Annotated in this window: 18 protein-coding genes; 6 read left to right on the top strand and 12 right to left on the bottom strand. The window is 55.7% G+C overall.

Going from position 1 to position 25,049, the window contains the following annotated elements:
• The first annotated feature begins 601 nt into the window (after positions 1–601).
• Together rhtA and KO536_RS13615 are read left to right on the top strand one after the other, a co-directional pair.
• Positions 602–1,501, top strand: a complete 900-nt coding sequence (rhtA, locus tag KO536_RS13620) for a threonine/homoserine exporter RhtA (RefSeq protein ID WP_219262113.1) — start codon at positions 602–604, stop codon at positions 1,499–1,501.
• Between the two features lie 152 nt (positions 1,502–1,653).
• The gene (locus KO536_RS13615; RefSeq protein WP_133077888.1) at positions 1,654–1,935 is read left to right on the top strand and encodes a hypothetical protein; all 282 of its coding nucleotides are present in this window, start codon (positions 1,654–1,656) and stop codon (positions 1,933–1,935) included.
• Positions 1,936–1,984: 49 nt separating this feature from the next.
• On the opposite strand, the gene KO536_RS13610 is transcribed toward KO536_RS13615, so the two are convergent.
• Together KO536_RS13610 and KO536_RS13605 are read right to left on the bottom strand one after the other, a co-directional pair.
• Complete coding sequence (locus KO536_RS13610; RefSeq protein WP_219262112.1) at positions 1,985–3,805, bottom strand: aminopeptidase P family protein; 1,821 nt, start codon at positions 3,803–3,805, stop codon at positions 1,985–1,987.
• A gap of 59 nt (positions 3,806–3,864) precedes the next feature.
• A complete protein-coding gene (locus tag KO536_RS13605; RefSeq protein WP_133077890.1) occupies positions 3,865–5,034 on the bottom strand; it encodes a cysteine desulfurase family protein in 1,170 nt (389 codons plus the stop codon).
• Positions 5,035–5,364: 330 nt separating this feature from the next.
• Between KO536_RS13605 and KO536_RS13600 the strand changes: the two genes are divergently transcribed.
• Both KO536_RS13600 and KO536_RS13595 read left to right on the top strand, forming a co-directional pair.
• Positions 5,365–6,450, top strand: coding sequence for a sigma-54-dependent Fis family transcriptional regulator (locus tag KO536_RS13600; RefSeq protein WP_219262111.1), 1,086 nt, complete (start codon positions 5,365–5,367; stop codon positions 6,448–6,450).
• 199 nt (positions 6,451–6,649) lie between these two features.
• Complete coding sequence (locus tag KO536_RS13595; RefSeq protein WP_219262110.1) at positions 6,650–7,429, top strand: TSUP family transporter; 780 nt, start codon at positions 6,650–6,652, stop codon at positions 7,427–7,429.
• Here KO536_RS13595 and nudC read toward each other — a convergent pair.
• The 5 genes from nudC to gnd form a co-directional block, all read right to left on the bottom strand.
• Positions 7,397–8,227 carry an NAD(+) diphosphatase gene (nudC, locus tag KO536_RS13590; protein ID WP_133077893.1) on the bottom strand — a complete coding sequence of 277 codons (831 nt, stop codon included), beginning with the start codon at positions 8,225–8,227 and terminating at the stop codon, positions 7,397–7,399. The two genes, KO536_RS13595 and nudC, sit on opposite strands and share 33 nt — an antisense overlap.
• A gap of 30 nt (positions 8,228–8,257) precedes the next feature.
• A complete protein-coding gene (locus KO536_RS13585) occupies positions 8,258–9,070 on the bottom strand; it encodes a crotonase/enoyl-CoA hydratase family protein (RefSeq protein ID WP_133077894.1) in 813 nt (270 codons plus the stop codon).
• Positions 9,071–9,194: 124 nt separating this feature from the next.
• Positions 9,195–10,013 carry an HAD family hydrolase gene (locus KO536_RS13580; RefSeq protein ID WP_219262109.1) on the bottom strand — a complete coding sequence of 273 codons (819 nt, stop codon included), beginning with the start codon at positions 10,011–10,013 and terminating at the stop codon, positions 9,195–9,197.
• Positions 10,010–11,533, bottom strand: a complete 1,524-nt coding sequence (gene zwf, locus KO536_RS13575) for a glucose-6-phosphate dehydrogenase (RefSeq protein ID WP_219262108.1) — start codon at positions 11,531–11,533, stop codon at positions 10,010–10,012. Before zwf ends, KO536_RS13580 begins: the two co-directional genes overlap by 4 nt.
• On the bottom strand, positions 11,530–12,510 hold the full coding sequence (gene gnd, locus KO536_RS13570) for a phosphogluconate dehydrogenase (NAD(+)-dependent, decarboxylating) (RefSeq protein WP_133077897.1): 981 nt from the start codon (positions 12,508–12,510) through the stop codon (positions 11,530–11,532). The genes zwf and gnd overlap by 4 nt, the downstream gene beginning before the upstream one ends.
• A 364-nt stretch (positions 12,511–12,874) precedes the next feature.
• On the opposite strand from gnd, the gene KO536_RS13565 reads away from it, so the two are divergent.
• Together KO536_RS13565 and KO536_RS13560 are read left to right on the top strand one after the other, a co-directional pair.
• On the top strand, positions 12,875–14,617 hold the full coding sequence (locus KO536_RS13565; protein WP_133077898.1) for a phosphoethanolamine transferase CptA: 1,743 nt from the start codon (positions 12,875–12,877) through the stop codon (positions 14,615–14,617).
• 141 nt (positions 14,618–14,758) lie between these two features.
• A complete protein-coding gene (locus tag KO536_RS13560; RefSeq protein ID WP_219262107.1) occupies positions 14,759–17,002 on the top strand; it encodes a TonB-dependent siderophore receptor in 2,244 nt (747 codons plus the stop codon).
• A 129-nt stretch (positions 17,003–17,131) separates the two neighbouring features.
• On the opposite strand, the gene KO536_RS13555 is transcribed toward KO536_RS13560, so the two are convergent.
• From KO536_RS13555 to mgtA, 5 genes are all read right to left on the bottom strand, one after another.
• A complete protein-coding gene (locus KO536_RS13555) occupies positions 17,132–17,617 on the bottom strand; it encodes a GNAT family N-acetyltransferase (protein ID WP_133077989.1) in 486 nt (161 codons plus the stop codon).
• A gap of 86 nt (positions 17,618–17,703) precedes the next feature.
• A complete protein-coding gene (locus KO536_RS13550) occupies positions 17,704–18,051 on the bottom strand; it encodes a hypothetical protein (protein ID WP_257622913.1) in 348 nt (115 codons plus the stop codon).
• Positions 18,044–21,304, bottom strand: coding sequence for an ATP-binding protein (locus KO536_RS13545; RefSeq protein WP_219262105.1), 3,261 nt, complete (start codon positions 21,302–21,304; stop codon positions 18,044–18,046). The genes KO536_RS13550 and KO536_RS13545 overlap by 8 nt, the downstream gene beginning before the upstream one ends.
• Positions 21,305–21,928: a response regulator transcription factor gene (locus KO536_RS13540; RefSeq protein ID WP_133077901.1), complete on the bottom strand. Its 624-nt coding sequence runs from the start codon at positions 21,926–21,928 to the stop codon at positions 21,305–21,307. It lies immediately after the preceding gene.
• 330 nt (positions 21,929–22,258) lie between these two features.
• A complete protein-coding gene (mgtA, locus tag KO536_RS13535) occupies positions 22,259–25,021 on the bottom strand; it encodes a magnesium-translocating P-type ATPase (RefSeq protein WP_219262104.1) in 2,763 nt (920 codons plus the stop codon).
• Positions 25,022–25,049: the final 28 nt, after the last annotated feature.

Raw genomic sequence — 25,049 nt, 5'->3', positions numbered from 1 at the left:
AGTTCAAACATCTTTGGGTTTTTAAGAAACCCTAAACTTGGCTCAGCAATCGTTGGTTACATCTTTGATTTCTCGCGGAGTAACTTGTGATGCTGATAATCTTGTTGACTATCAGTCTGACTCCACAAGCACCCACACGAATTGCTTGATTCAGTTGTTAAAGAGCGGTTGGTTAGCTTTCGCTGAACCGAGGCGCGCATTCTACAGCAGCCTCTGTTACTGTCAAGCGGTTATTTTAAGATGTTTTCAAAGTTTCCTCTGTAACATCAACCACTTGCGCTTTCGATCTCTCGTTAGCGGGAGGCGAATTCTACAGCGTTACACGCTGCTGTCAACACCTCATTTCCTGCTTCTATGACTTGAAGCTGACACTGCCGAAAACCAATCCAACTCATTGAAACTCAAGGAGTTTTACGTTTCGACTGCGCCGGAAGTGGGCGCATTATAGGCCGCTGTAAATCTGAGTCAAGCATTAATACAAACTATCGACTTTATGAGTTTCATAGGCAGAAAATCCATATTGAATGCGCACTATATTGCACATCCAGAATTACCCAAGCATCATGCCTGTCTTTAAACCTTCTGCCAGGCACACCTATCAATGATAAAGCCCCCCCATAGCTTCGTAGCAACGCTATTCCCTGTTGGCTTGCTACTCATTGCCATGGCCTCGATCCAATCCGGCGCCTCGCTGGCAAAAAGCATGTTCCCTATTATCGGCGCACAAGGAACAACCAGCCTGCGCCTGACATTCGCCAGCCTCATCATGCTTCTGATACTGCGACCATGGAGAGCCAAGTTCACCACCAAGTCCTTGAAGACCGTGATCGTTTACGGGATTGCCCTGGGAGGAATGAATTTCCTCTTCTATATGTCACTGCGCACTGTTCCGCTGGGTATTGCAGTTGCTCTGGAGTTTACGGGTCCTTTGGCAGTGGCTATTTATAGCTCCCGCAGACCTATCGACTTTATATGGATCGGCCTGGCCATCACGGGACTCCTACTGCTCATACCCATTGGTGAAAGCGTTCAAGGCATTGATCCAACAGGCGCCGGCTACGCGCTAAGTGCCGGGGTCTGCTGGGCGCTGTACATCCTCTATGGACAGCGGGCCGGTGCGGACAATGGCGTTCAGACCGCAGCATTGGGCGTCATTATTGCGGCTCTGTTTTTCGCACCTATCGGGGTTTACCACGCAGGGGCGGCATTGCTGACCCCTGGCCTGATCCCAATAGCCATTGGTGTAGCACTCTTATCGACAGCACTGCCTTACACGCTTGAGATGATCGCTCTTACACGCATGCCCACCCGAACATTCGGCACTTTAATGAGCATAGAGCCTGCCTTTGGCGCGCTTTCAGGGCTCCTATTCCTGAATGAGGTCTTGTCGTTCACACAGTGGATGGCCATCTCTTGCATCATAATGGCCTCAATCGGTGCGACCTTAACGATGCGCAACCACTCAAAACCGATCGTCACCGACAATAAGCACGCCATTTAACTCTGCTCTGGTAATTAACTCTCATTTAAGGGATGTTTGTCCCTTGAGAATCACATGAACCGATTCCGGATAAGGATATCCACTAAAACCATGGGGAGATGGTCGCCGATTCTCGCATCCCGTAAATCCGACGCAAACGCTTAAGGACAGGAATGAAACGAATTTTGGTAGCTTTAGCCGTACTCGTTGTAACCGGCTGCGCAGCAACCTCGGAAACTGCCGTCAAGCATGGAAAACGAGGATTGCATATCAATTGCTCTGGATTGTCCTCATCGTGGAACAAGTGCTACGCCGAAGCCGTCAAATCCTGTGGAAGCAAGGGATACCGGGTGGTAGCCAAATCGGGCGATACCGCAGAAGAACCAGGGGACTATCCATTCGGCCTGAACCCAGCCGGCTATACCAGCCGCAGCATGATTGTTATCTGCAAGTAACGCCCCGCCCAGCCATGCCGTCGAGCGAGCCGACAGCATGGCAAGGAGATCAGGCAGTTATCGTAAGTGGTGCCGTACGCTCCAGCAGCCACTCAAGCGCAGACCCGACAAGGTACGGGCTCAAACGCTCGCGAACCAGCGCATGATAGGCGTCAAACCATTCGCGCTCTTCCAGGGTCAGCAATGATGGCTCCAGACAGCGCGTGTCGATTGGGCACAGCGTCAGGGTTTCAAACTTCAAGAATGCCCCAAACTCCGAAGTTCCCGCCTCACGATTCAACACCAGATTCTCGATTCGCACTCCCCAACGACCCGGGCGGTATGTTCCAGGCTCAATCGAGGTAATCATCCCTGGCTGCATCGCAGTATGTGGTGCCGGCGCAGCCTGATACGCAATAACTTGAGGCCCTTCATGCACATTCAGGAAGTAGCCGACCCCATGACCTGTCCCGTGCCCGTAATCGACGTGCTCAGCCCAAATCGGCGCCCTTGCGATCGAGTCCAGCAAAGGTGACAGGATCCCTTTTGGAAATTGAGCCCTGGACAAGGCGATCACACCTTTAAGCACACGGGTACAATCGTGTTTCTGCTCGCGGGTTGGCGTACCAACAGGGACCATACGCGTGATATCGGTTGTGCCTCCCAGGTACTGCCCACCCGAGTCGATCAACAACAAGCCATCACCTTCAATCACAGCATGCTCTTGCTCCGTTGCGTGGTAATGCGGCATTGCGCCATTGGCATTAAAAGCCGCAATGGTGTTGAAGCTTAACGATACAAAGCCGGGGCGGCGGGCACGAGCAGCGGTCAACTGCTCATCAATAGTCAACTCGGTAATGCGCTCACGCCCAAGGGCTGTCTCCAGCCATGCAAAGAACTCACAGAGCGCAGCACCATCCTGCTCCATAGCCTGACGGATATGGACCGCGTCCTCGAGGCTCTTCTGAGACTTGGCCAAGGTAGTTGGATTCAAGCCTTCAACCAGTTTCACCTCAGCCTGTAAATGACCGAGCAGCCCGCAGGTCACACGGGCAGGGTCCACCAATAGACGAGTTGAACCCGGCAAAGACGCCAGAGCCGCATTGATCTCAACGTAATCACGCAGCTCAACGCCATCAGCCTCAAGTGTCTCGCGCAGTTCGACACTGATTTTATTCAAGTCCAGAAACAAGGTAGCCCGCGAGGCCTCGACCAATGCAAACGAAACGAACACTGGGTTGAAGGAGACATCCGAGCCTCGCAGATTAAACAACCAGGCGATGTCATCCAGAGTCGCAATAAAATGTGCATCCGCCTGGCGCTGCTTGAGTGTTTCTCGCAACTGCGCCAGTTTTACAGCCCGACTGACCGTCGCTTGCGGCGGCAGATGCTCATAAACCGGCTGTACCGGCAGTATTGGACGGTCATCCCAAACCTGGCCAAGCAGATCGATATCCGTACGTAAAACGGCACCACGCTCTTTAAGCTTGCTCTCGAGTGTGCGTGCAGATGCCAGGGCGAGCACTGCGCCATCAACGGAAACCGTTGCACCTTCAGGTGTCTGCTCGGCCAGCCACTCCAGAGGACCCGATTGCCCGGGTAACAGCTTGACCAGCTCAATGGTACTGCCCTTCAGCTCTTTGGCCGCCTGCTCCCAGTAACGACTATCAGCCCACACTCCGGCAAAGGTTGGCGTCACAATCAATGTTCCAACCGAACCGTAAAAACCCGACAGCCATTGGCGTCCTTGCCAATACGCAGGCAAGTACTCTGAAAGATGGGGGTCAGCCGAGGGCACCAGCAGCGCATATATACCGTTCTGGCTCATCAACGCCCGGGTACGCGCCAAACGCTCCACAACCGGTACTGGATTCAACGACTGAGTACTCATTCTGTCTCCTGCTTATCACTGGGGATTATTATTGGTCGCTAGTGATCATGGATCAGCCACTACCGTTGGGCAACCGCCCAAAACGGTGCCGGCGCGGCGACAGAAGCTTTAATCGCCTTCACTGCGGCATCTATATCCTGCTCGCTGGTGAAGCGCCCAAGACTCAGGCGGATTGTTCGGCTGGCTTTATCGGCATCATGCCCCAGGGCCAGCAGCACGTGGGACGGTGCATTACTCGCCGAGTTGCACGCTGAAGTTGCCGAGTACGCGAGGGAAGCACTCAGGATTGCGCTGTTGAAGTGCCCTTCGCTGAAGGTCAGGCTCAAGGTATGGGGAATTCGCTCTGTCGGACAGCCATTACATTGCAGCCCTTGCACATCGACCAACTGCTCAAGCAAGCGCTGGCGAAGTCCGCGAATGTGAGCCAGCTCCTGAGCAAATGACTCACTGGCCACTGCAAATGCAGCGCCCATGCCTGCAATTTGATGAGTCGCCAGGGTTCCTGAGCGCAAACCGGACTCATGCCCGCCACCATGAATCTGTGCCTGTAGCCGATCCTGCGCACGCGGCCCCACATACAAGGCGCCGATACCTTTGGGACCATAGATCTTGTGCCCCGAGAACGACATCAAGTCTACCGCCCACTCATCCAGGTCGATGGCAACCTTGCCCGCTCCCTGCGCGGCATCGACGTGGAACAGCGCACCATGCTCGCGAACCCGGCGCCCGATACCCGGAATATCGTTGACCGTGCCCAGTTCATTGTTGACCAGCATCAACGACACCAGCAGTGTGTCGTCGCGCAGAGCAACATCTACCTGATCGGCACTTACGAGCCCATTGGCATCAGGGGCCAGATACGTCACCTCAAAACCCGCCTCTTGTAAAAAGCGTGCAGTGTCCAACACCGCCTTGTGCTCTATCTGACTGGTGATGATATGCCCGCGGGACTGACCACCCGCCTGGGCCACACCTTTTAGCGCCAGGTTATTGGACTCGGTCGCACCCGAGGTCCAGATAATCTGCTCAGGCCTGGCATTGATCAGTTTCGCGACCTGTTCACGGGCCAGCTCTACCGTCTGCCGGGCTTGCTGACCAAAGACATGGGAGCCAGAGGCCGGATTGCCAAAGTTGCCTTCAAAACCCAGGCAATCGACCATCACCTGAATGACACGAGCGTCCACGGGAGTGGTGGCCGCGTAATCGAAATAAATAGGTCGCTTGTTCATTGTTCAAATCCACTGAGCGCATTCCGGAAACAGGCAGTGCCTGGTACCGGAGAGTGAAGCCACGAGAAAATGCGGCCGTTAGAGATAACCGATTGAGCCAGGTGAAAAAAGGTGCATTCGACAGGAAGGCCGTAGGATATGTCTCAAATCTGGGCTATCTGGAAAGCAGGAGCTTATAAAGCGCTAAAAGCAGGTCATCACGCAAGTCCGATATGCAATATCGATATATAAATATGGAATTAGGTTAGTTTACGGAATAACAAAATGACTTTATAAAGCAGCCTTCGGCTTTCCTTTTGTGGGCAGAGCCCCTGTTAAAAGGAGCTGTCAATGCAGCTTTTAACATTACCTGCCACCCCGGCACTGGCCACGTCCATACGCGCCACGGCACAAGTGTTTGAAGACCCCGCGTCCAAAGCCCTGTTGGCACACTTGCAACAGATAGCGCCCAGTGACGCCAGCGTACTGATCATTGGTGAAACCGGCACCGGCAAAGAACTGGTCGCCCGGCATATCCACCAACTCAGCCACCGTCACAACCAGCCATTTGTGGCCGTCAATTGCGGCGCCTTTGCCGAGTCATTGGTGGAAGCTGAACTGTTTGGCCATGAAAAGGGGGCTTTTACAGGCGCGCTGACTGCAAAAGCCGGATGGTTTGAAGAGGCCGATGGCGGCACATTATTTCTGGATGAGATCGGAGACTTGCCGCTGACCATCCAGGTAAAGCTGCTACGCGTCCTGCAAGAGCAGGAGGTCGTGCGGTTGGGCTCGCGTAAAAGCACACCGATCAACGTGCGCGTACTGGCTGCCACAAACGTCAATCTGGAACAGGCCATAGACGCCGGGCATTTTCGAGAAGATCTGTACTACCGCCTCAATGTCGTCAGCCTTGCGCTGCTCCCGTTACGTGAGCGCCCCGGGGATATCCTTCCGTTAGCCAGACACTTCCTTAAATCCTATCGCCAACGGCTGCCTCATGGACCAACGGCACTCAGTGAATGTGCCGAACACGTACTGATCCACCATCCTTGGCAGGGCAATATTCGCGAGCTTGAAAATGTCGTGCATCACAGCCTGCTCCTGTGCCGCAATCAGACCATTACGGTACAAGACCTGCGCCTGTCCCAATCACGCAGCAGACGCCAGGACTTCGCGCTGCAACAACCCGCCACGCATACCACCCGGGACTTGTTACAACGCGCCTTTCGGAAACTGTTCGAAGAAGAGCCAGGCGCCCTGCATGAAGCCGTTGAAGATACCCTGCTGCGTACGGCCTATGAGTTTTGCCATCACAATCAGGTACACACTGCAAAATTGCTGGGTTTGAGTCGCAACGTCACTCGAACACGCCTGATCAAGCTCGGAGCACTTTCAGTCAATGTTCGTCGCACGGAGCCCGACGCCCTCGCCTATTGAAAGCCTGCCCCCATCGCAGTTGCCTGACGATACCTCGGAACGTTTGGCAACATCGCTCGATGCCGGGTTGGGCGACCCACGCGGGTTCAGTGGGTCCGATCAACCACAAAAGGCCTATCGCCGCTATTCACGCTTATCGGTAAGATGACGTCCTTCCTGCGCGTTTGCGCTGTACGTCCCGCCGAATTAAGTCGATCCCATGCCTTTTGAACTCAGCGTAGATTTGACCACCCTCGCCATTCTGGCCGCCGTTGCATTTGTTGCCGGATTCATCGACGCCATTGCCGGGGGCGGGGGGCTGCTCACCACCCCTGCCCTGCTCACCGCAGGCTTGCCGCCACATCTGGTGCTGGGCACCAACAAGCTCAGCTCGACATTCGGCGCAGCCACCGCGAGCCTTACCTTCTACCGACGCAAACTGTTCCATCCTCGCGAATGGAAGCTGGCCATTTTCGGAACCCTCGCCGGTGCACTGATCGGCGCAGTCGTCGCCCATTACATGCCCGCCGAATGGCTCAACAAAATGCTGCCGGTGATTGTTTTCGGTTGCGGGCTCTACCTGCTGTTTGGCGGCACGCCCAAAACGCCTGTCGACAACGACGCGCCGATCAAAAAGAAATGGCAACTGCCCCAGGGCCTGGGCCTGGGATTTTATGATGGCGTAGCCGGGCCGGGTACGGGCGCGTTCTGGACCGTCAGCACCATGCTGATGTACCCGGTCGATCTGGTGAAGGCCAGCGGTGTGGCGCGCAGCATGAATTTCGTCAGCAACATTGCAGCGCTGTCGGTGTTCATATTCTCCGGCCATGTGGACTGGGTGATCGGTCTGACCATGGGCTTTGCAGTCATGGTCGGCGCCTTCTTCGGCGCCCGCAGCGCAATCAGCGGCGGGGCCAAATTCATTCGCCCGGTGTTTATCACCGTGGTATTGGGTTTGACCGTGCGCCTAGCCTGGCAGCACTGGTTCGGCATGGCCTAAACGACGGGCCACATACAGGTCGATGAGATAACGCGCAATTGAGCGCGACGCCGGCAACGGCGGTAGCCGGTGCACATTGAACCACTGCGCATCTTCTATCTCGTCGGCCTGCGGCACGATATCGCCTCCCGCGTACTCGGCGTGAAAACCCAGCATCATGGAGTGCGGGAACGGCCAGCACTGGCTGCCCACATACTGGATGTTCCTGACTTCCACCTGCACTTCTTCGCGCACTTCGCGGATCAGGCAATCCTCGGCCGACTCCCCCGGCTCGGCGAACCCCGCCAGAGTGCTGTAGACCCCCGGTACAAAGCGCGGTGAACGGGCCAGAAGCACTTCATCGCCCCGGGTAATCAATACAATCATGCTGGGCGAGATACGTGGATAACTGCGCAAATCGCAGGCCGCGCAATACATCGCACGCTCCCTCGGCACCTGCGTCATGGCCTGCCCGCAGCTACCACAAAAGCGATGCTCACGAGCCCAGGTGCCAATTTGCGCGGCATAACCCAGCACCTTGTACAGCGTGTGGTCATCGCCCAGCATGAAGGCACGCAAGCCCTGCCAATCACAGCCCTCGACCTGGGCCGCACTTGCAAGCTCGAGCAGGTACACCGGCTCGCCGTCCAGGTGTCCGATGCCATGCTCCGCCAGCACAGCAAGGTCCTGGCGCTTGAGCCACTCCCGGGAAAAGAGCGGGCCATTGTGATTGATCAAGAACCCGTCGGGGCCGCGCGCCACGGCCCAGCCTCCAGTCAGGTCTGTATCCAGTACTGCCGTGATCCAACGCGGTGTCATTAAATGATCCTTGTTCAGGTTACAAAGACGTCAATCCAGAAACTCGGGTTTTTGCTTGGTCATGTGCGCCGTCATCGCCAGCCGCAAGTCGCTGGACTGAAGCATCGCCGCGTTCCAGGTCGCAACATATTCCAGACCATCGTCCACACGGTGATCGCGCATATAGCTGATCATCTGCTTGGTGCCGGCAATGGCGATGGGGGATTTGCTGGCGATTTCCAGGGCAATTGCCATTACCCCGTCCAGCAACGCCTGATGATCGCTGTAGACGCGGTTGACCAGGCCGATAGCTCGGGCCTCATCCGCCGCGACCATCCGCCCGGTGTAAGCCAGTTCGCGGAGCATGCCATCACCGATGATGCGCGGCAAACGTTGCAATGTCCCCACGTCAGCGGCCATGCCCATGTCGATTTCCTTGATCGAGAACTGTGCATCCTCGGCGGCGTAGCGCATATCGCAGGCCGCGATCAGGTCAATCGCCCCGCCCAGGCAATAGCCCTGAACAGCCGCCAAAACGGGCTTGCGGCAATGATCCACGGCATTGAACGAGGCCTGCATTTGCAGAATCTTGCGCCGTAGCATGCGGGCATTACGGCCCACATCCTTGCCCATCTCATTGGCTACCGATGCCAGCAGCATCAAGTCGATACCGGCTGAAAAGTGCTTGCCTGCACCACTGAGCACGACAACCCGTACGGCGTCGGTTTCATCAATCCACTGGAAAATCTCGATGATCTCGGTCCAGAACGCCGCGTTCATCGCATTGACCTTTTCAGGCCGGTTGATCTGAACGTGGGCAATGTTGCCGTTTAACTCAACCTGAAAAGCCTGGTAGTCGGACATAACCTGAATCCTTTATGGGGCGCTGTCGCCGCTCAATGAGCGGCGGACTATAACAAGCCTGACTGGCCCCAGGCAGGCCGCGATTGCGCCAAACTACGGACAAAATGACCTGCCTGAATAGCCCTCAACGCTGCAGGATAAAACGCTCTATCACCTGGGCAACGCCGTCTTCGACATTGCTGCCAGTGACCTGCATCGCCTGCTCGCGAACCTGCGCTTCGGCCTGCCCCATGGCGATCGACAGCCCGGCACGATGGAACATCGCAGGGTCATTGCCGCCGTCACCGATCGCTGCCGTACGCTCAAGGGGCACCCTCAAATGCTCGGCCAGCGCTGCAAGGGCATCGCCTTTGTTGGCCTTGAGTGCAGTGATGTCCAGATAACGGGCCTGCGACCGGCTGGCCGATGCCTCCCCGCTCAACACATGCTGCAAACGCTGCTCAAGCTCCACCAGCAGTGGCGCATTGCTGGTAGTGGCCACGATCTTGTCCACTCGATGCAAATAAGGCTCAAAGCTCTCTACCACTAGCGGCGCATAACCCAGCCCCTGTTGTTCGTGGGCAACCATCGGGCCCAACGGATCGCGCAACAGCCACTCATCGTCAGCAAACACCCAGATTTCAACGTCATGCCCGGACAACAGGGCCAGCGTCTTCAACACCGCCTCGTACGGCACATGATGGGACTGCAAATAGCTGCCATCGGCGTTTACCAGCACTCCGCCGTTGAATCCCGCAGTGGGCAATTCAATACCCAACTGCCGGATATACGCGCGCATTGCCTTGGGCGGGCGGCCGGTAGCCAGGGTGAAATGAATGCCTGCAGCCTGCAGCGCCTTGACTGCAGCCAGGTTGCGCGGGCTGATGGTGTGGTCGGGCAACAGCAAGGTGCCATCCATGTCGCACAGCACCAATTCAACGGAGTCCAGCTTCACGTCACTCATCCTATGTTGAGCCAGACGCGACCATCGCGAGCCAGCAACTCTTTGGCCGCCTCCGGGCCGTCTTCCCCGGCCTTGTAAGGCTGAACGTCAGTGTGTTCACGCCACGCATCCAGAAAAGGCTGCACACCACGCCAGCCGTTTTCAATATTGTCGGCACGCTGGAACAAGGTCTGGTCACCGGTGAGGCAGTCGTAAATCAACGTCTCGTAGCCTGTGGAAGGCTGCATTTCGAAGAAGTCCTTGTACGCAAACCCCAACTCGATATTGGCCATTTTCAGCCCGGGGCCCGGGCGCTTGGCTTGAAGGTCAAACCACATGCCTTCGTTGGGCTGGATCTGGATACGTAAATAATTGGGCTGCAAACGTTCAACTTCGGTGTCGCGGAACTGTGCATAAGGCGCAGGCTTGAAACAGATGGCGATTTCAGTGTCGCGCGCACTCATGCGTTTGCCGGTGCGCAGGTAGAACGGCACACCGACCCAGCGCCAGTTGTCGATCATCACCTTGAGCGCCACAAAGGTTTCAGTGCTGCTGTCAGCAGCCACGTTGTTCTCTTCGCGGTATCCCACGACCGGCTTGCCGCCGGACTCACCCTGGGTGTACTGCCCGCGTACAGAATTTTTCAACGCCTCTTCTTTCGACCAGGGGCGGATTGCTCCAATCACCTTGGCTTTTTCACCGCGCACTGCATCGGCCCCAAAGGCTGCGGGGGGCTCCATCGCCACCATCGCCAGCAGTTGAAACAAATGGTTGGGCAACATGTCGCGCAAGGCGCCGGTGTGTTCGTAAAAACTGCCACGTGTCTCGACCCCGACGGTTTCAGCCGCAGTGATCTGCACATGGTCAATGTAATGATTGTTCCAGAAGGCTTCGAAAAGCCCGTTGGAGAAACGGCTGACCAAAATATTCTGGACGGTTTCCTTGCCCAGGTAATGGTCAATCCGGTAGATCTGCTTCTCGCTCATGACATTGAGCAGGCACTCATTCAATGCTTGAGCTGTCTGCACGTCAGAGCCAAAAGGTTTTTCAATGACGACCCGGCGAAATGCATCGGGGGTTTCCTTGAGCAACCCGCTGGCACCCAGCCGCTGCACGACTTCGCTGAAAAAGCGTGGTGCAGTGGCCAGGTAGAACACCGCATTGCCAGTGCCGCTGGCGATGATTTTCTGCTCCAGCGCCCCGTAGGTGCTGTCATCCAGAAAATCGCCCTGCACGTAGCTGATGTTCTTCGCCAACAAGGCCCACAAATCGGCATTCAAGCCTTGCCCGTCAGGATGATCCACCTTGCTGGACGCTTCATTGCGAATGAAGTCCTCCAGCTTTTTGGCAAACCCCTCATCACTGATCCCATTGTGGTCAACGCCCACAATGCGCAGGCCACCGTCCAGTAAACCGTCTCGACTCAAGTTGTACAGCGCAGGCATCAGCAAGCGCTTTACCAGATCACCGTGGGCACCAAACAAGAACAGAGTGGTGGGCGGCGCGGGCTTGGCGTCAGGTTTACTGGACAGATCAATCATTTTTTAGACGTCTCCACATGGCCACCGAAACCAAAGCGCATGGCCGATAGCATTTTGTCGCCATAGAGGCTTTGCTGGCGCGAACTGTAGCGGGCAAACAGGGCTTGCGACAACACCGGAACCGGCGTCGACTGCTCCATTGCAGCTTCGATGGTCCAGCGGCCTTCACCGCTATCTGCCACGGCGCCTGAGTAGCCATCCAGCGGCTCATCAGTGGCCAGGGCATCGGCAGTCAAATCCAGCAGCCAGGACGAAACAACGCTACCACGACGCCATACTTCGGCAATATCGCCCAGGTTCAGGTCAAAGCGCTGCTCTTCAGGCAGGTTCTCACCGCCCTTCATCTTCATCAGGTTGAAGCCTTCGGCGTAAGCCTGCATCAAACCGTATTCAATACCGTTGTGCACCATCTTCACGAAATGACCAGCACCTGCCGGGCCCGCATGGATGTAACCACGCTCGGCACGATCGTCGTCAGATACACGGTCCTTGGTGCGCGGGATGTCACCCATGCCCGGGGCCAGCGCTGCAAACAGCGGGTCCAGGTGCTTCACGACAGCGCTGTCTCCACCGATCATCATGCAATAACCGCGCTCCAGGCCCCACACGCCGCCCGAGGTACCGACGTCAACGTACTGGATGCCCTTTTCGGCCAGAGACTGCGAACGACGCATGTCATCTTTATAGAAGGTGTTACCGCCATCGATGATGATGTCATCGGCGTCCAGCAGCTGGCTCAGGGTCTCGATGGTGTCTTCGGTCGGCGCACCTGAAGGCAGCATGACCCAGACAGCACGGGGTTTGGCCAGGCCTGCGACCAGCGCTGGCAAATCGGCAACGCCGGTGGCGCCTTCCTGTTCCAGAGCGCTGACAAAGTCGGTATTGCGGTCAAAAACCACGGTTGTATGCCCATTGAGCATCAGACGCCGTGCGATATTCCCGCCCATACGGCCCAATCCAATAATTCCCAACTGCATGTACTGTTGCTCCCAACGACAAATAAATAGGTGTACAGCACCTTAGTGCAACATTGCCCAAGGTGCCCGGTCAGGATCAGTCCTGACACATGGTGCATAGTTTCGCACAAGGTGAAGGGCAGATTCCCGATTCAATACACTCAACAGACGGACGAAGCAGCAAAGATTGCAAAACCAATACCCCTCAAGGTCGCCGAATGCGCCGACACACCCCCCGCAAGCGCAGCTATTGGCGACAAAGTTTTCACATGCACTTGGAGATACTTGAACACTTTGTGGCTGCTCTTTCGTGAGGCAGCCCCCATGTGTTGTGCCTGATTAATAGGCAACAACCATTCAAGTCAGTTATCAGCTGGAGCGCTGTATGGGGATGTTTAAACGCAGCAACACGTCTGCGAAAGGATTTGACTGGGCCGGCCTGGGTTGGCTGTTCCTGTTCTTCTGGTATTTTTCCGGCATCACCCAGCTACTGATCCAGCTGACCGGCACCTCCGGCTTCTCGGGGTTCCGCCAGGCCTTTGTGATGAGTGCCGTCTGGTTGGCTCCTATGCTGATGTTTCCCAAGCACACCCGCGTAATGGCTGCCGTGATTGGCGTCGTGCTGTGGGCCTGCTCGATGGCAAGCCTGGGCTACTTCTTTATCTATCAGCAAGAATTCTCGCAAAGCGTCATCTTCATCATGTTCGAATCGAACATCTCCGAAGCTGGCGAATACATGACCCAGTATTTTGCCTGGTGGATGGTGCTGGCATTCGTGGCCCATACCGCTTTCGCCGTGTTCCTGTGGTCACGCTTGCGCCCGGTGTACCTGCCCCGCGTGCAGGCCTGGGCTGCAGCGGTTGCCATACTGGTGGCGGTTATCGGTTACCCGCTGATCAAACAGACAATGAAGCACGACTCTATGGCCTCCGCCATGGAAAGCTTCGAAAGCCGTGTCGAACCTGCAGTGCCGTGGCAGATGGTAGTGGCGTATCGCCGTTATCTGGAGCAACTGGATAACATGCAAGGCATGCTGGCCAGCGTCAGCAAGATTCCGCCCCTGACCAACCTCAAGGACAACGAAGCCGGCAAGCCAACCACCCTGGTGCTGGTCATAGGCGAATCGACCAATCGCCAGCGCATGAGCCTCTATGGCTACCCGCGCGAGACAACGCCAAACCTCGATAAATTGCGCGATCAACTGGCGATTTTCGACAACGTCGTCACTCCACGGCCCTACACCATTGAAGCCCTGCAACAAGTGCTGACGTTCGCTGACGAAGAAAACCCGGATCTGTATCTCAGTACTCCGTCACTGGTCAGTGTCATGAAGCAAGCGGGCTACAAGACTTTCTGGGTCACCAACCAGCAGACCATGACCAAGCGCAACACCATGCTCACCACCTTCTCCGAGCAGGCTGATGAACAGGTCTACCTCAACAACAACCGCAACCAGAACGCTCGCCAGTACGACGGCGATGTCATTGAGCCGTTCAACAAGATCCTGGCCGACAGCGCCCCGCGCAAACTGATCGTGATCCACCTGCTCGGCACCCACATGAGCTACCAGTATCGTTACCCGCCGACCTTCGACAAGTTCGTGGACCGTACCGGTGTGCCAGCCGGACTGACCGACGACCAGGTACCGACTTACAACAGCTACGACAATGCCGTGTTGTATAACGATTTCGTGGTGTCGAGCCTGATCAAGGACTTCGCCAAGACCGACCCCAACGGCTTCCTGTTGTATCTGTCCGACCACGGCGAAGATGTATTCGATTCGGTCGGTCACAACACCCTGGGCCGTAACGAAGCCAAGCCGACAGCACCGATGTACACCATTCCGTTCATGGCCTGGGCATCGCCAAAATGGCGTGAAAACCACACCTGGAATTTCGCCAGTGACCTCAGCCGTCCTTACAGCAGCTCGCAGTTCATCCATACCTGGACTGATCTGGCCGGCCTGAGTGCCGATGAACTGGACGACAAGAAAAGCCTGGTCAGCGATCAGTTTGTCGCCCGCCCGCAACTGATTGGCGACCCGTACTCGCGCCCGCAGAAAGCCTTGATCGATTTCAGCCTGATCAAGCCTAAACCTCCGGCTGCAGGCAATGTAGCCAAGCAATAAATAACCTGCAGGGCGCCAATGGCGCCCTGCTCGTTTTCAGGCACACACATCACAAATAATTCTCATTACCCCTAAACCTTCTCCTTGTCATTCGTTTGAAGCACTAGACAACTTCATAACAACGACAAGGAGTCGGCAGCGATGTTCGCGCCATTTACCCGTTCCATGACCCTGACACTCGGGCTTATCGGCACTACCGTCAGCCCGCAATTGTTGGCAGACACCGAGCAGGATGACGTAGAGAAAACCTCCCGTTCACTGGAACTGGGCAGTACCAGTGTCACCGCCCAAGGTCTGGGCGCCAGCACCGAAAATACCGGTTCCTACACCACGGGCTCGACCAGCACCGCGACCAAACTCAACCTGAGTATTCGCGAAACTCCGCAGTCGATCTCAGTCGTCACCCGTCAGGAGATGGATGACTTCAACCTCAACACCCTGACCGAGGCCATGCGCCATACCACGGGGATTGTGGTGCAGCACAACGACTCCGACCGGGTCAGTTATTCGTCACGCGGCTACACCATCTCCAATTTCCAGATTGACGGGATGCTCAATACGTTCAGTTTTATGAAGACTGATGCCGACACCATCATCTACGACCGAATTGAAGTGGTGCGCGGCGCCACCGGCCTCACAACCGGCGCGGGCGATCCGTCGGGCACCATCAACATGATCCGCAAACGCCCCACCCACCAATTGCAGGCCAAGGCCGGGGCAACAGGCGGCAGTTACGATGACTATTACAGCTATGTCGACGTGGGCGGCCCGCTGGCTTTCGACGGTCGTTTGCGCGGGCGCACCGTGTTGTCTTATCGCGACAGCAAGTCGTTTCGCGATATCTATGCACTCAAGCGTGAAGTGGCCTACGGCATTCTGGAAGCAGACCTGACCGACACCACCCTCCTGGCAGTGGGTTACGACTACCAGGACAAACAGGTAAAAGGGTCGTCCTGGGGGACCACTCCCTATTGGACCGGTTCGGGCGAGAAAGCCAAATTTGGCCGCTCAACCAACCTGGCCACCTCCTGGAGTTCATGGCCGATGAAGGACAAGACCGCCTTCGCCACCCTGGACCAGCAACTGTCCAATGACTGGCACCTCAAAGCGGCCTATACCCATCGCACCAGTGACGCCGAAGGCAAGGTCTACTACGCCGGGGGCGGTTTCCCCAATGCCGATGGCACAGGTATGTCGGCCTATAACAGCCATTTTATCGGCGAAGAAAAAATGACCGCCGTCGACGTCAATATCTCAGGCACTTACCCCTTGTTCGGGCGTGACCACGAGTTGATGGTGGGTTACGGCCAGGCCAAAAACGACAACACGTCACCCTTGATGATTAACCTCAACCCAGAGACCTACGACACCATTCCAAACTGGCAGGACATGAGTTCGATTCCCAAGTATCAGGACTTTAATACCGGCATTGAGGGCAGCCAAAACATCGTCAAACAAAAGTCCGGTTACCTGGCTACACGCTTCAACCTGACGGATGAATGGCATGCCGTACTCGGCACCCGTTATGGCAGCTGGAAAAGCTCCAACGCCAACACCGTGTTTGTTGAGAACAATTCAGGCCCTCTCAAGCACACAAAAGTCAGCCAGACACAAAACGACATCATTACGCCTTACGCGGGCTTGCTGTATGACTTCACCGAGGAGTTGACGGTCTACGCGAGCTACACCGATATTTTCAAACCTACAACCAACAAGGCCGTAGGCGATGCTTATCTTGAACCGGTGGTGGGTAGCAATTATGAACTGGGCTTGAAGGGCAGCTTCTTGCAAGAACGCCTCAACCTGTCGACAGCCGTGTTCTGGAGCAAGCAGGACAACGTACCGGAAATCGACGACTCAGTGCCTCGCGGCCCCAAGGGCGAGGAATATTACAAATCCGGTGGCAAGGGCAACAAGATCAATGGCTTTGAGGTCGAACTGGCCGGTGAGGTCATGCAGGACTGGAACATGGTCGCCGGTTACACCTACACCCATTCACGCAACGCCGCAGGCCAACGCATGAATACCGCGTCGCCATTGAATCTGGTCAAAATTTCGAGCACCTACCGCCTGCCAGGTGAGTGGAATGCCATGACCGTGGGCGCCGCCGTCAACTGGCAAAGCGATATCTATCGCGCTGCCAACCGTCCTACCGGACAGAAAAATGCAGCGGGTTATCCGATCACCTTTAAAGAAGACATCACCCAAAAGTCCTACACCCTCGTCGACCTGATGGCCCGCTACACATTCGACGAACACGTCTCGGCATCATTGAACGTCAAGAACCTGCTCGATCAGAAGTATTACGAAAACGTCGGCTTCTATAACGGCGTGTTCTGGGGCGAACCGCGAACGGTGAGTGTTGGCCTGGAGTGGACGCTCTAAACCGGAGCTTTATCAAGCACAGCGGGAGCAGGCTTGCTCGCGATGCAATCGCCGCGGCAAGCCTGAAACACCGCCCCACCTGCATGACGGGCAGCACCGTTCCCGCAGGACGTGTGAAACCCGCCGCGCTTACAAATATTTGTTCCAGAACATCATGCGCCCGTGAGCAGGGTCGAGCTGACCATCGCTGAAACCAAACTTGCGATAGGAACCTTGAGCCACGGGGTTGCCCTCAAGCACTTCCAGGGTGATCTTGCAGCAGCCTCGCTCACGGGCAATGTCTTCGACCTTGAGCAACATTTTCTGACTCAGGCCCAGACCGCGAAACGTATCCACCACTGACACATCATGTACGTTGACTAACGGTTTGCCAGCAAACGTCGAAAAACCTTCAAAACAGTTCACCAGACCTGCCGCCTCGCCGTTGACGAACGCCAGCACGCTAAACGCATGAGGGCGTCTGGCAAGCTCTGCCGGCAATTGCGCCAACACGTCCTGCGACAACTCTTCACCTCCACCCATGGGGTCTTTGGCGTAGTGGTTCAACACGTCTCTCAGCGCTTGAGCATGAACCGGGTTTGTATAATCAGCTTGAACTACCACGACATCCGACATTACGGGCATTCCTCGACCAATCCTGGTTCTGTTTATGAGAACACCAGACCTTAGCGCGGCCCCTGTGAAGCACACAAGTATCCGTCTCAGGGCAAGTGCGTGGAATCAAGCATCGACATCCGGGTGGCGAGCTGATTTGAAAAACTCTCAGCATCCGTATAAATCAGTACATGGCGAAACTGCGAATTTTCCTTGTGGAATTGAGCTTCATCCGCAATGCCCCCTCCTGCCATTTTCTGGCTGATCAGCAGCACGTCATACTCATTGGTCCGGGCTGCTCTCAAGCTCACCAAGGCCTCAGGGTTGTACAAAGGCGCGATCCGGTAATAGCCCAGAAGGTTAAGAGCCCTTTCCATTTTCAGCGCTTGTACTGGATCATCATCGGCAATCAATATTCGTAATGTTTTTGTTGGCATTTTGGCCTCGTCATTCATGAGACTCATCGGCTTGAGCATAACGGTCCAGCTCGTCGGCCAGTTGCTCCATGCTGTAGTGCAGTGCATCGACAGCACCAGCAAGACCTTGTGGTTCCGCCATCCTGCAAATCTCTTCCAGTTGCTCGCAACACTCAATCAGCTTCGTGGCTTGAATGAGCTTGCCTCCTCCTTTGACACCATGTGCCAGAGCACTCAATCCCTCATAATCATCTTTCACAAACAGCTCGATCAGTGCACCGAGGTCCTGGCGATTACTGATGGCCAGTTCAGCGAGCAGTTTGTGGACCACCCCATCATCACCTTGGCTCAACTGTTTAAGATAAGTCAGATCAATCTGCCCGTCAGACTCATCGGCACTCTTGCCTGATGGCCCCTGCGGTACCCCAGACGCCAGGCAGGCACTCAAGTCCTTCAAACTGATGGGCTTGAACAAGCATTGATCCATTCCAGCTTCCCGGCAACGCACAGCTTCCTCTGGTTGTGCGTTGGCCGTAAAACCAAAAATCTGGCAGGGCGCTCGCCCCAACGCGACCTCCTCTGACCGCACTGCCCGTGCCAGCTCATAGCCATCCATGACCGGCATGGAACAATCAGTGATGACCACGTCAAACTGCCCCATCCGCCATGCCTTCAGACCCAGCGCACCATTTTCGGCGTCGGCCACGCGGTGCCCCAGGTAGCTGAGTTGTTGGGCCAGCAGCATCCGATTCGCCGGATAATCATCCACCACCAATACATTCAGCGAGCGTGTGCTCCCGACTTCTTGCTGCGCCTCGTCGACGGCGATTTCTTCAGGTTCAAGCAATGGCACCACCATCGTGATCTCAACCTGAGTTCCGGTCCCCTGCACGCTACTGAGGTGCAACTGCCCGCCCATCATTTCGCAGAGTTCACGGCTAATCACCAAGCCCAACCCTGAGCCACTACGCGCAGACTGGGTGTTGTTGCTGGCCTGAACAAATGGACTGAACAGTCGAGACTGGTCTTCGTCAGAAATACCGACGCCCGTATCCTCAACGCGCAAACACACCGACACCTGCTGCCCATCGTGAGCAGGCTCTACGTTCAGTTTCAGCCGAACTGCGCCCACATTCGTGAACTTGATGGCATTGCTCAACATGTTGGAGACGACTTGTTTAAAACGCATCGGATCGATCATGACATCTGTGTCCGACGCAGGGCTCAATTCGCATATCAGGCTCAAGTGCTTCTGGCGTGCAAGCCCATCGAACATCCGTGCCACGGCCTCTACCAGGGACTTGAGATTGGAGCGCTTGGGGGTCAATGACAAATAACCGGATTCAATACGCGCGATATCCAGAATATCGCCAATCAAGTCGAGTAACTCGCGGGCCGAGACGGATGCCACTTCGATTGCAAACCGATCCATGACACCCTGGTCGGCTTTTTTCATGGCCAGTTCAAGCATGCCGATTACCGCATTCATGGGTGTGCGTATTTCATGACTCATGGTCGCCAGGAATGTTGTCTTCGCCCGATTAGCCTCATCGGCACTTTGTTTGGCGACGTTCAACTCGTTCATTAGCTGCTGACGCCTGGCAATCACTCGCTGCAAGTAAGTAATCCAGGCAACCGCCACCAAGAGCAGGGCCGCCGCAATGGCGAACCCTTGAATAATTGCCGCACGATTACGCAGCCAATAGCTTTCAACGACGGGTATGTCAGTGCGCCAACGGCCGGTCAGCTCACTCATTTCTCCTGGGGTAATGCTCATGAGCGCCTTGCCCAGAATGGAGTTCAGCTGCGGATCATTGCTGGCTGTGGCAAAGCCGATCTGCTCGGGTTGTGTGCCTACCGTGCTGGTGATTTGCAGCTGTTTACTAAATCGCCTCGAGACCAGATAGCGTGCACTGACCAGCGCACTGACCGCCGCATCAGCTGCGCCTTCTGCCACCATGCTCAGGGCCGCAGGAGGGTTGTCAGCCTCCACCACCTGAATGCCGGGGTAGTTCTGCTCAATAAACTCGCGCAACACGTTGCCCCGCACCAATGCCACCCGCCGGCCCGACATTTCATCCAGGGTTTCAGGCACATCAGAACCAATACGGGTGGTCAGCACAAAAGGCGTTGTGAGGTAAGGTCTGGTAAAGCGCAGTTGATTCTCTCGGGCAGTACCGCTCGTGATTCCTCCCAGCATGTGTGCCTTGCCCGAACTGACCAGCTTAACCCCCTCAGCCACCGTGCTCTCGCGCACGGCTTCGAACTCAAGTCCTGTGTGTGCACTGATCTTGGTTAACAGATCAGCAATCAAACCCTTGAACGTGCCCTGCTCATCAAAGAATGACAACGGTACAAACTGATCATTGATCGCCACCTTTATCCTGGGGTGCATAGCCATCCATCGTTGCTCGCCAGGGCTGGGGTTAAAGCGCCAGGGGTTGGTGATTTGAGGCCCGTCGGAGCTCCAGCGCCGCAGGATCGTCATGCGCGCACTGGGCGGAATCACCGCCAGCGCCGCATTAACAACGCGCAGTAATCTGGGGTTATCGCGGCGTACCGCAAAAGAGAACGGGTTGTCTTCCAGCCGGGAAAAGTCAGCCAGTTGCACGTTGTTCAAGTAGTTTTTGTTGATCAGGTAATTGGCACTGATGTAATCCCCGAGGTAGACGTCGGCCTGGCCAAACGCTACGGCGCCGATCGCCGTCAGGGTTGAGGGATACAACTGCAAGGTAGCCTTGGGGTAAAAATCCTTGACCTTTTGGGGCGGTAAATAGTGATCAAGCATGGCCACACGCAACCCTGCCAGATCGACAGGTGGACGCTCACGATTACTGATGCGCGTCACCAGCGCAGGCGAATCGTCTGCGTAGGCAAGGCTTAGCACCAACTGGGGATCTTGTGCCTCGAAACCATTGGAGCTGCTTAATAAGTCCAGCTCGCCCTGCTTGAGTGCTTCTATCGCCAACGGCCTCGAGGGATACCGTTTGACCTCAATATCGATGTGCAGTAACTGTGACAGCAACTGCGCATAATCGGCGGTCAAGCCTTCGAAGTCCTGGCCATTGACGGCCAGGTCAAACGGACCGTAATCGGGGGCCGAGATACCAAGACGCAAGGGGCCCTGTTGTTTGAGCCATTGCACTTCGGAAGGCTCAAGTACCACGCTGTACTCTTCAACACTCGAACGTCCCAACAGGCGCAATGTCTGCACCGATGTTTCAGCGGCTGCGACGTACTGGCCAAGGACAAGCAGCAGCCCAGCAAGTCCCAGACATGCAAGAGTTTTCAATTAAATCAAATCATTGCGCTTGGCAAAATCTGCCAAATAAACGACCGACTTTATATTCAACTTCTCAATCAACCTCGCCTTGTAAGTACTGATTGTCTTGCTGCTCAATATCATGTCTTCAGCAATCTTCTTGTTACTCAAGCCACGGGCGAGCTGTTGCAATATGTACAACTCCCGGGCCGACAAGTGCTGAATCAACTCAACGTCGCTCATGTTTGCATCACTGTTGCGTACCGAACTGGCCGCCAGGTACGGAAAAAACGTGTAACCATCCATGATTATTTTCACGGCCCTCAACAACTCGGTGAGATCCTGGCTTTTACTGATGAACCCTGCCGCCCCGGCTTTCATGCACCGTTGGGAATAAAACAGGGGGGACTGAGACGTCAGCACCAGAATACGGGTGTCCAGCCCTGCGACCCTGATTCGATTGATCACCTCCAGGCCATCAAGGCCGGGCATGGTGATATCCAGGACAATCAGGTCAACATGATGCAAACGCGCCAATTGAACAGTGTCAGTGCCATTAGCCGCCTCAGCCACGACTTCATAACCCTGGCTTTCCAGCAGTACTTTCATGGCTGACCGAATAAGTGAATGATCATCCGCAATCAACACTTTCATACATTTAATCCTCCGCTAGCTAGCCGAGCATCAGCGTATATCAGGCACAAACATATCGTTTTGAATAGGTACGGCAAGCCAAAGCTTGGAAAAAACGACCTGATGAATGACACTGAAAGTATAGGACAGTTCTTACGAACATAATCTCCAAAGTCCACAATATCTATGCGCAACATACCGTACCCCGTTCGAAATCGAGCCGGGGATGATCGCTAATCGGAGACGATCTACGAGAAGGGAAAACACCATCTGATTTGTAGGTTTTTTCCCAAGATATGGATCCAAAAGCCGAATAACGATTCGGCTCCCTTTAGATGTCAAAGTTAATTCTTATTGCCATCCAAACTTGCGAATGTAGAACCCTTTTACCGCCTGGGTCAGCGCCATGTAGGCCAGCAAAATCATTGGCAAGAACACAAAGTACAACCCCGGCAACGCCTGCAACTTGAAGTAGCCTGCCAAAGGCCCCATTGGCAGGAAAATGCCAACGGCCATGATTATCCCCGTCATGACCATCAACGGCATTGCCGCGCGGCTTTGAAGGAACGGGATTTTCGGTGTACGTATCATGTGGACGATCAGGGTTTGGGTCAGCAAACCGACCACAAACCAGCCTGACTGAAACAGGGTCTGGTGTTCGGGTGTGTTGGCTTTGAAGACGTACCACATCAGCCCAAAAGTCAGGATGTCGAAGACCGAGCTGATCGGCCCAAAGAACAACATGAAACGCCCGACATCAGCAGGCTGCCAGCGCTGCGGTTTTTTCAGCATTTCCTCATCGACGTTATCGAACGGGATGGCAATTTGTGACACGTCGTAAAGCAGGTTCTGCACCAGCAAGTGCATCGGCAACATTGGCAGAAACGGAATAAACGCACTGGCGACCAACACCGAGAACACATTGCCGAAGTTCGAGCTGGCAGTCATTTTGATGTACTTGAGCATGTTGGCAAAGGTGCGGCGCCCTTCCAGCACACCCTCCTCCAGCACCATGAGGCTTTTTTCCAACAGAATGATGTCAGCTGCCTCCTTGGCGATGTCTACCGCACTGTCCACCGAAATCCCGATATCTGCCGTGCGCAACGCCGGGGCATCGTTGATCCCGTCGCCCATAAAGCCGACCACATGACCATTGGCCTTGAGCAAACGCACGATACGTTCCTTGTGCGTGGGGGTAAGCCGGGCAAATACGTTGGTGGTTTCCACTGCCTCCGCCAACTGGGCATCACTCATGCGCTCAATGTCGTTGCCCATCAGCAGGCCCTGTTGCTCCAGGCCGACCTCCCGACAGATTTTGGCCGTAACCAATTCGTTATCGCCGGTCAGCACTTTTACGGCAACGCCATGCTCGGCCAACGCCTTGAGCGCCGGGGCGGTGCTCTCCTTGGGAGGGTCCAGGAACGCCACATAGCCAATCAGCGTCAGTTCCTGTTCATCCGCCAGGCTGTAAGTGTCCCGCCCCCCGGTCATTGGCCGCGCAGCCACGGCCACAACCCGCAAGCCTTCCTCGTTGAATTCGGCGGTCACCTGGCGAATACGCGCCAGCAACGGGTCACTCAGGGCTTCTTCCTGATCGCCATGGCGCACGGTGTTACACACGGACAGCACTTCTTCGACAGCCCCCTTGCAGATCAGCAGATGAGGCTGATCCTGCTCGGCCACCACCACCGACATGCGTCGGCGGGTAAAGTCGAACGGGATTTCATCCACCTTGCTGAAAGCCGTGCCCACGTTCAGCTCACGGTGAACCTCAACATGCTCCAGCACCGCCACGTCCAGCAGGTTCTTCAAGCCGGTCTGGTAGTAGCTATTGAGATAGGCCATTTCCAGCACATCGTCAGACTCTTGCCCCCACACATCAACGTGTCGGGCCAGAAAAATCTTGTCCTGGGTCAGGGTGCCGGTCTTGTCGGTGCACAGCACATCCATCGCGCCAAAGTTCTGAATCGCATCCAGGCGTTTGACGATGACTTTTTTACGGGACAAAAACACCGCACCCTTGGCCAGGGTCGAGGTCACAATCATCGGCAACATTTCCGGGGTCAGCCCCACGGCCACCGACAACGCGAACAGCAAGGCTTCGGTCCAGTCCCCCTTGGTAAAACCATTGATAAAGAGCACCAGCGGCGCCATCACAAACATGAAGCGGATGAGTAGCCAACTGATGTTGTTGACCCCGGTCTGAAACGAAGTCGGGCCACGATCGGTCGCACCCACCCGTTGGGCCAGCGCGCCAAAATAGGTGTTATTACCCGTGGTCAGTACCACCGCCGTCGCCGCACCGGAGACCACGTTGGTGCCCATGAACAAGATATTTTCCAGCTCCAGCGGGTTGCTGGTCTGGTTGTCAGACTGACGGGAAAACTTCTCCACCGGCATGGACTCACCGGTCATCGCCGCCTGGCTGACAAACAAGTCCTTGGCACTTAGCACCCGGCAATCGGCCGGAATCATGTCGCCTGCCGACAACACAATCAGATCACCCGGCACCAGTTGCTTGATCGGCAATTCGATACGCTGCGCGCCCCTGATTTGCCGAGCGGCTCCCGAAAACCGGCCAAACATCGGCGAAGTGTCAGCACCAAAGTCTCGGCGCATCACCGTGGCGGTGTTGCTCACCATTTCCTTGAGCGCGTCAGCCGCCTTGTTGGACTTTGCCTCCTGCCAAAAACGCAGCACGGTCGACAGCACCACCATGGTGCTGATCACCACGGCCGCCTGTACGTCATCGGTGGCCAGCGACACACCTGCGAGCAAGGTCAGCAGCAGGTTGAACGGGTTTTTGTAGCAGTGCCACAAATGCACCCAGCGACTGAGCGGCTGTTCGTGCTCAACCTCATTGAGCCCGTGTTGCTGACGCAACGCATCGACCTCGGCATCACTCAACCCGTCGGTGTGGGTGCCCAGGTTGTCGATCAATAACGCGCTGTCGCTGTTGGCAGCGACCACCAGGGTTTGCGCCAGAGTCGGTGGTACTTCCCGACTGACCGTGGTGTTGGTCAGGCTGTCGAGCAAGGCCAGGCGCCGAAAGTGCCGGCCGAAATGGCGAGTACGCAAAAAGCCTGCGAAGAATTCTTTCAGGGCGAGTTTCATGGTGCTACTCCTGCGACGCGAGCGCACA

Source organism: Pseudomonas sp. NKUCC02_KPG (assembly GCF_019345465.1).
GTDB lineage: Bacteria > Pseudomonadota > Gammaproteobacteria > Pseudomonadales > Pseudomonadaceae > Aquipseudomonas.
The sequence above is the reverse complement of the archived record's forward strand: the minus strand, read 5'-3'. Positions and strand labels throughout refer to the sequence as shown.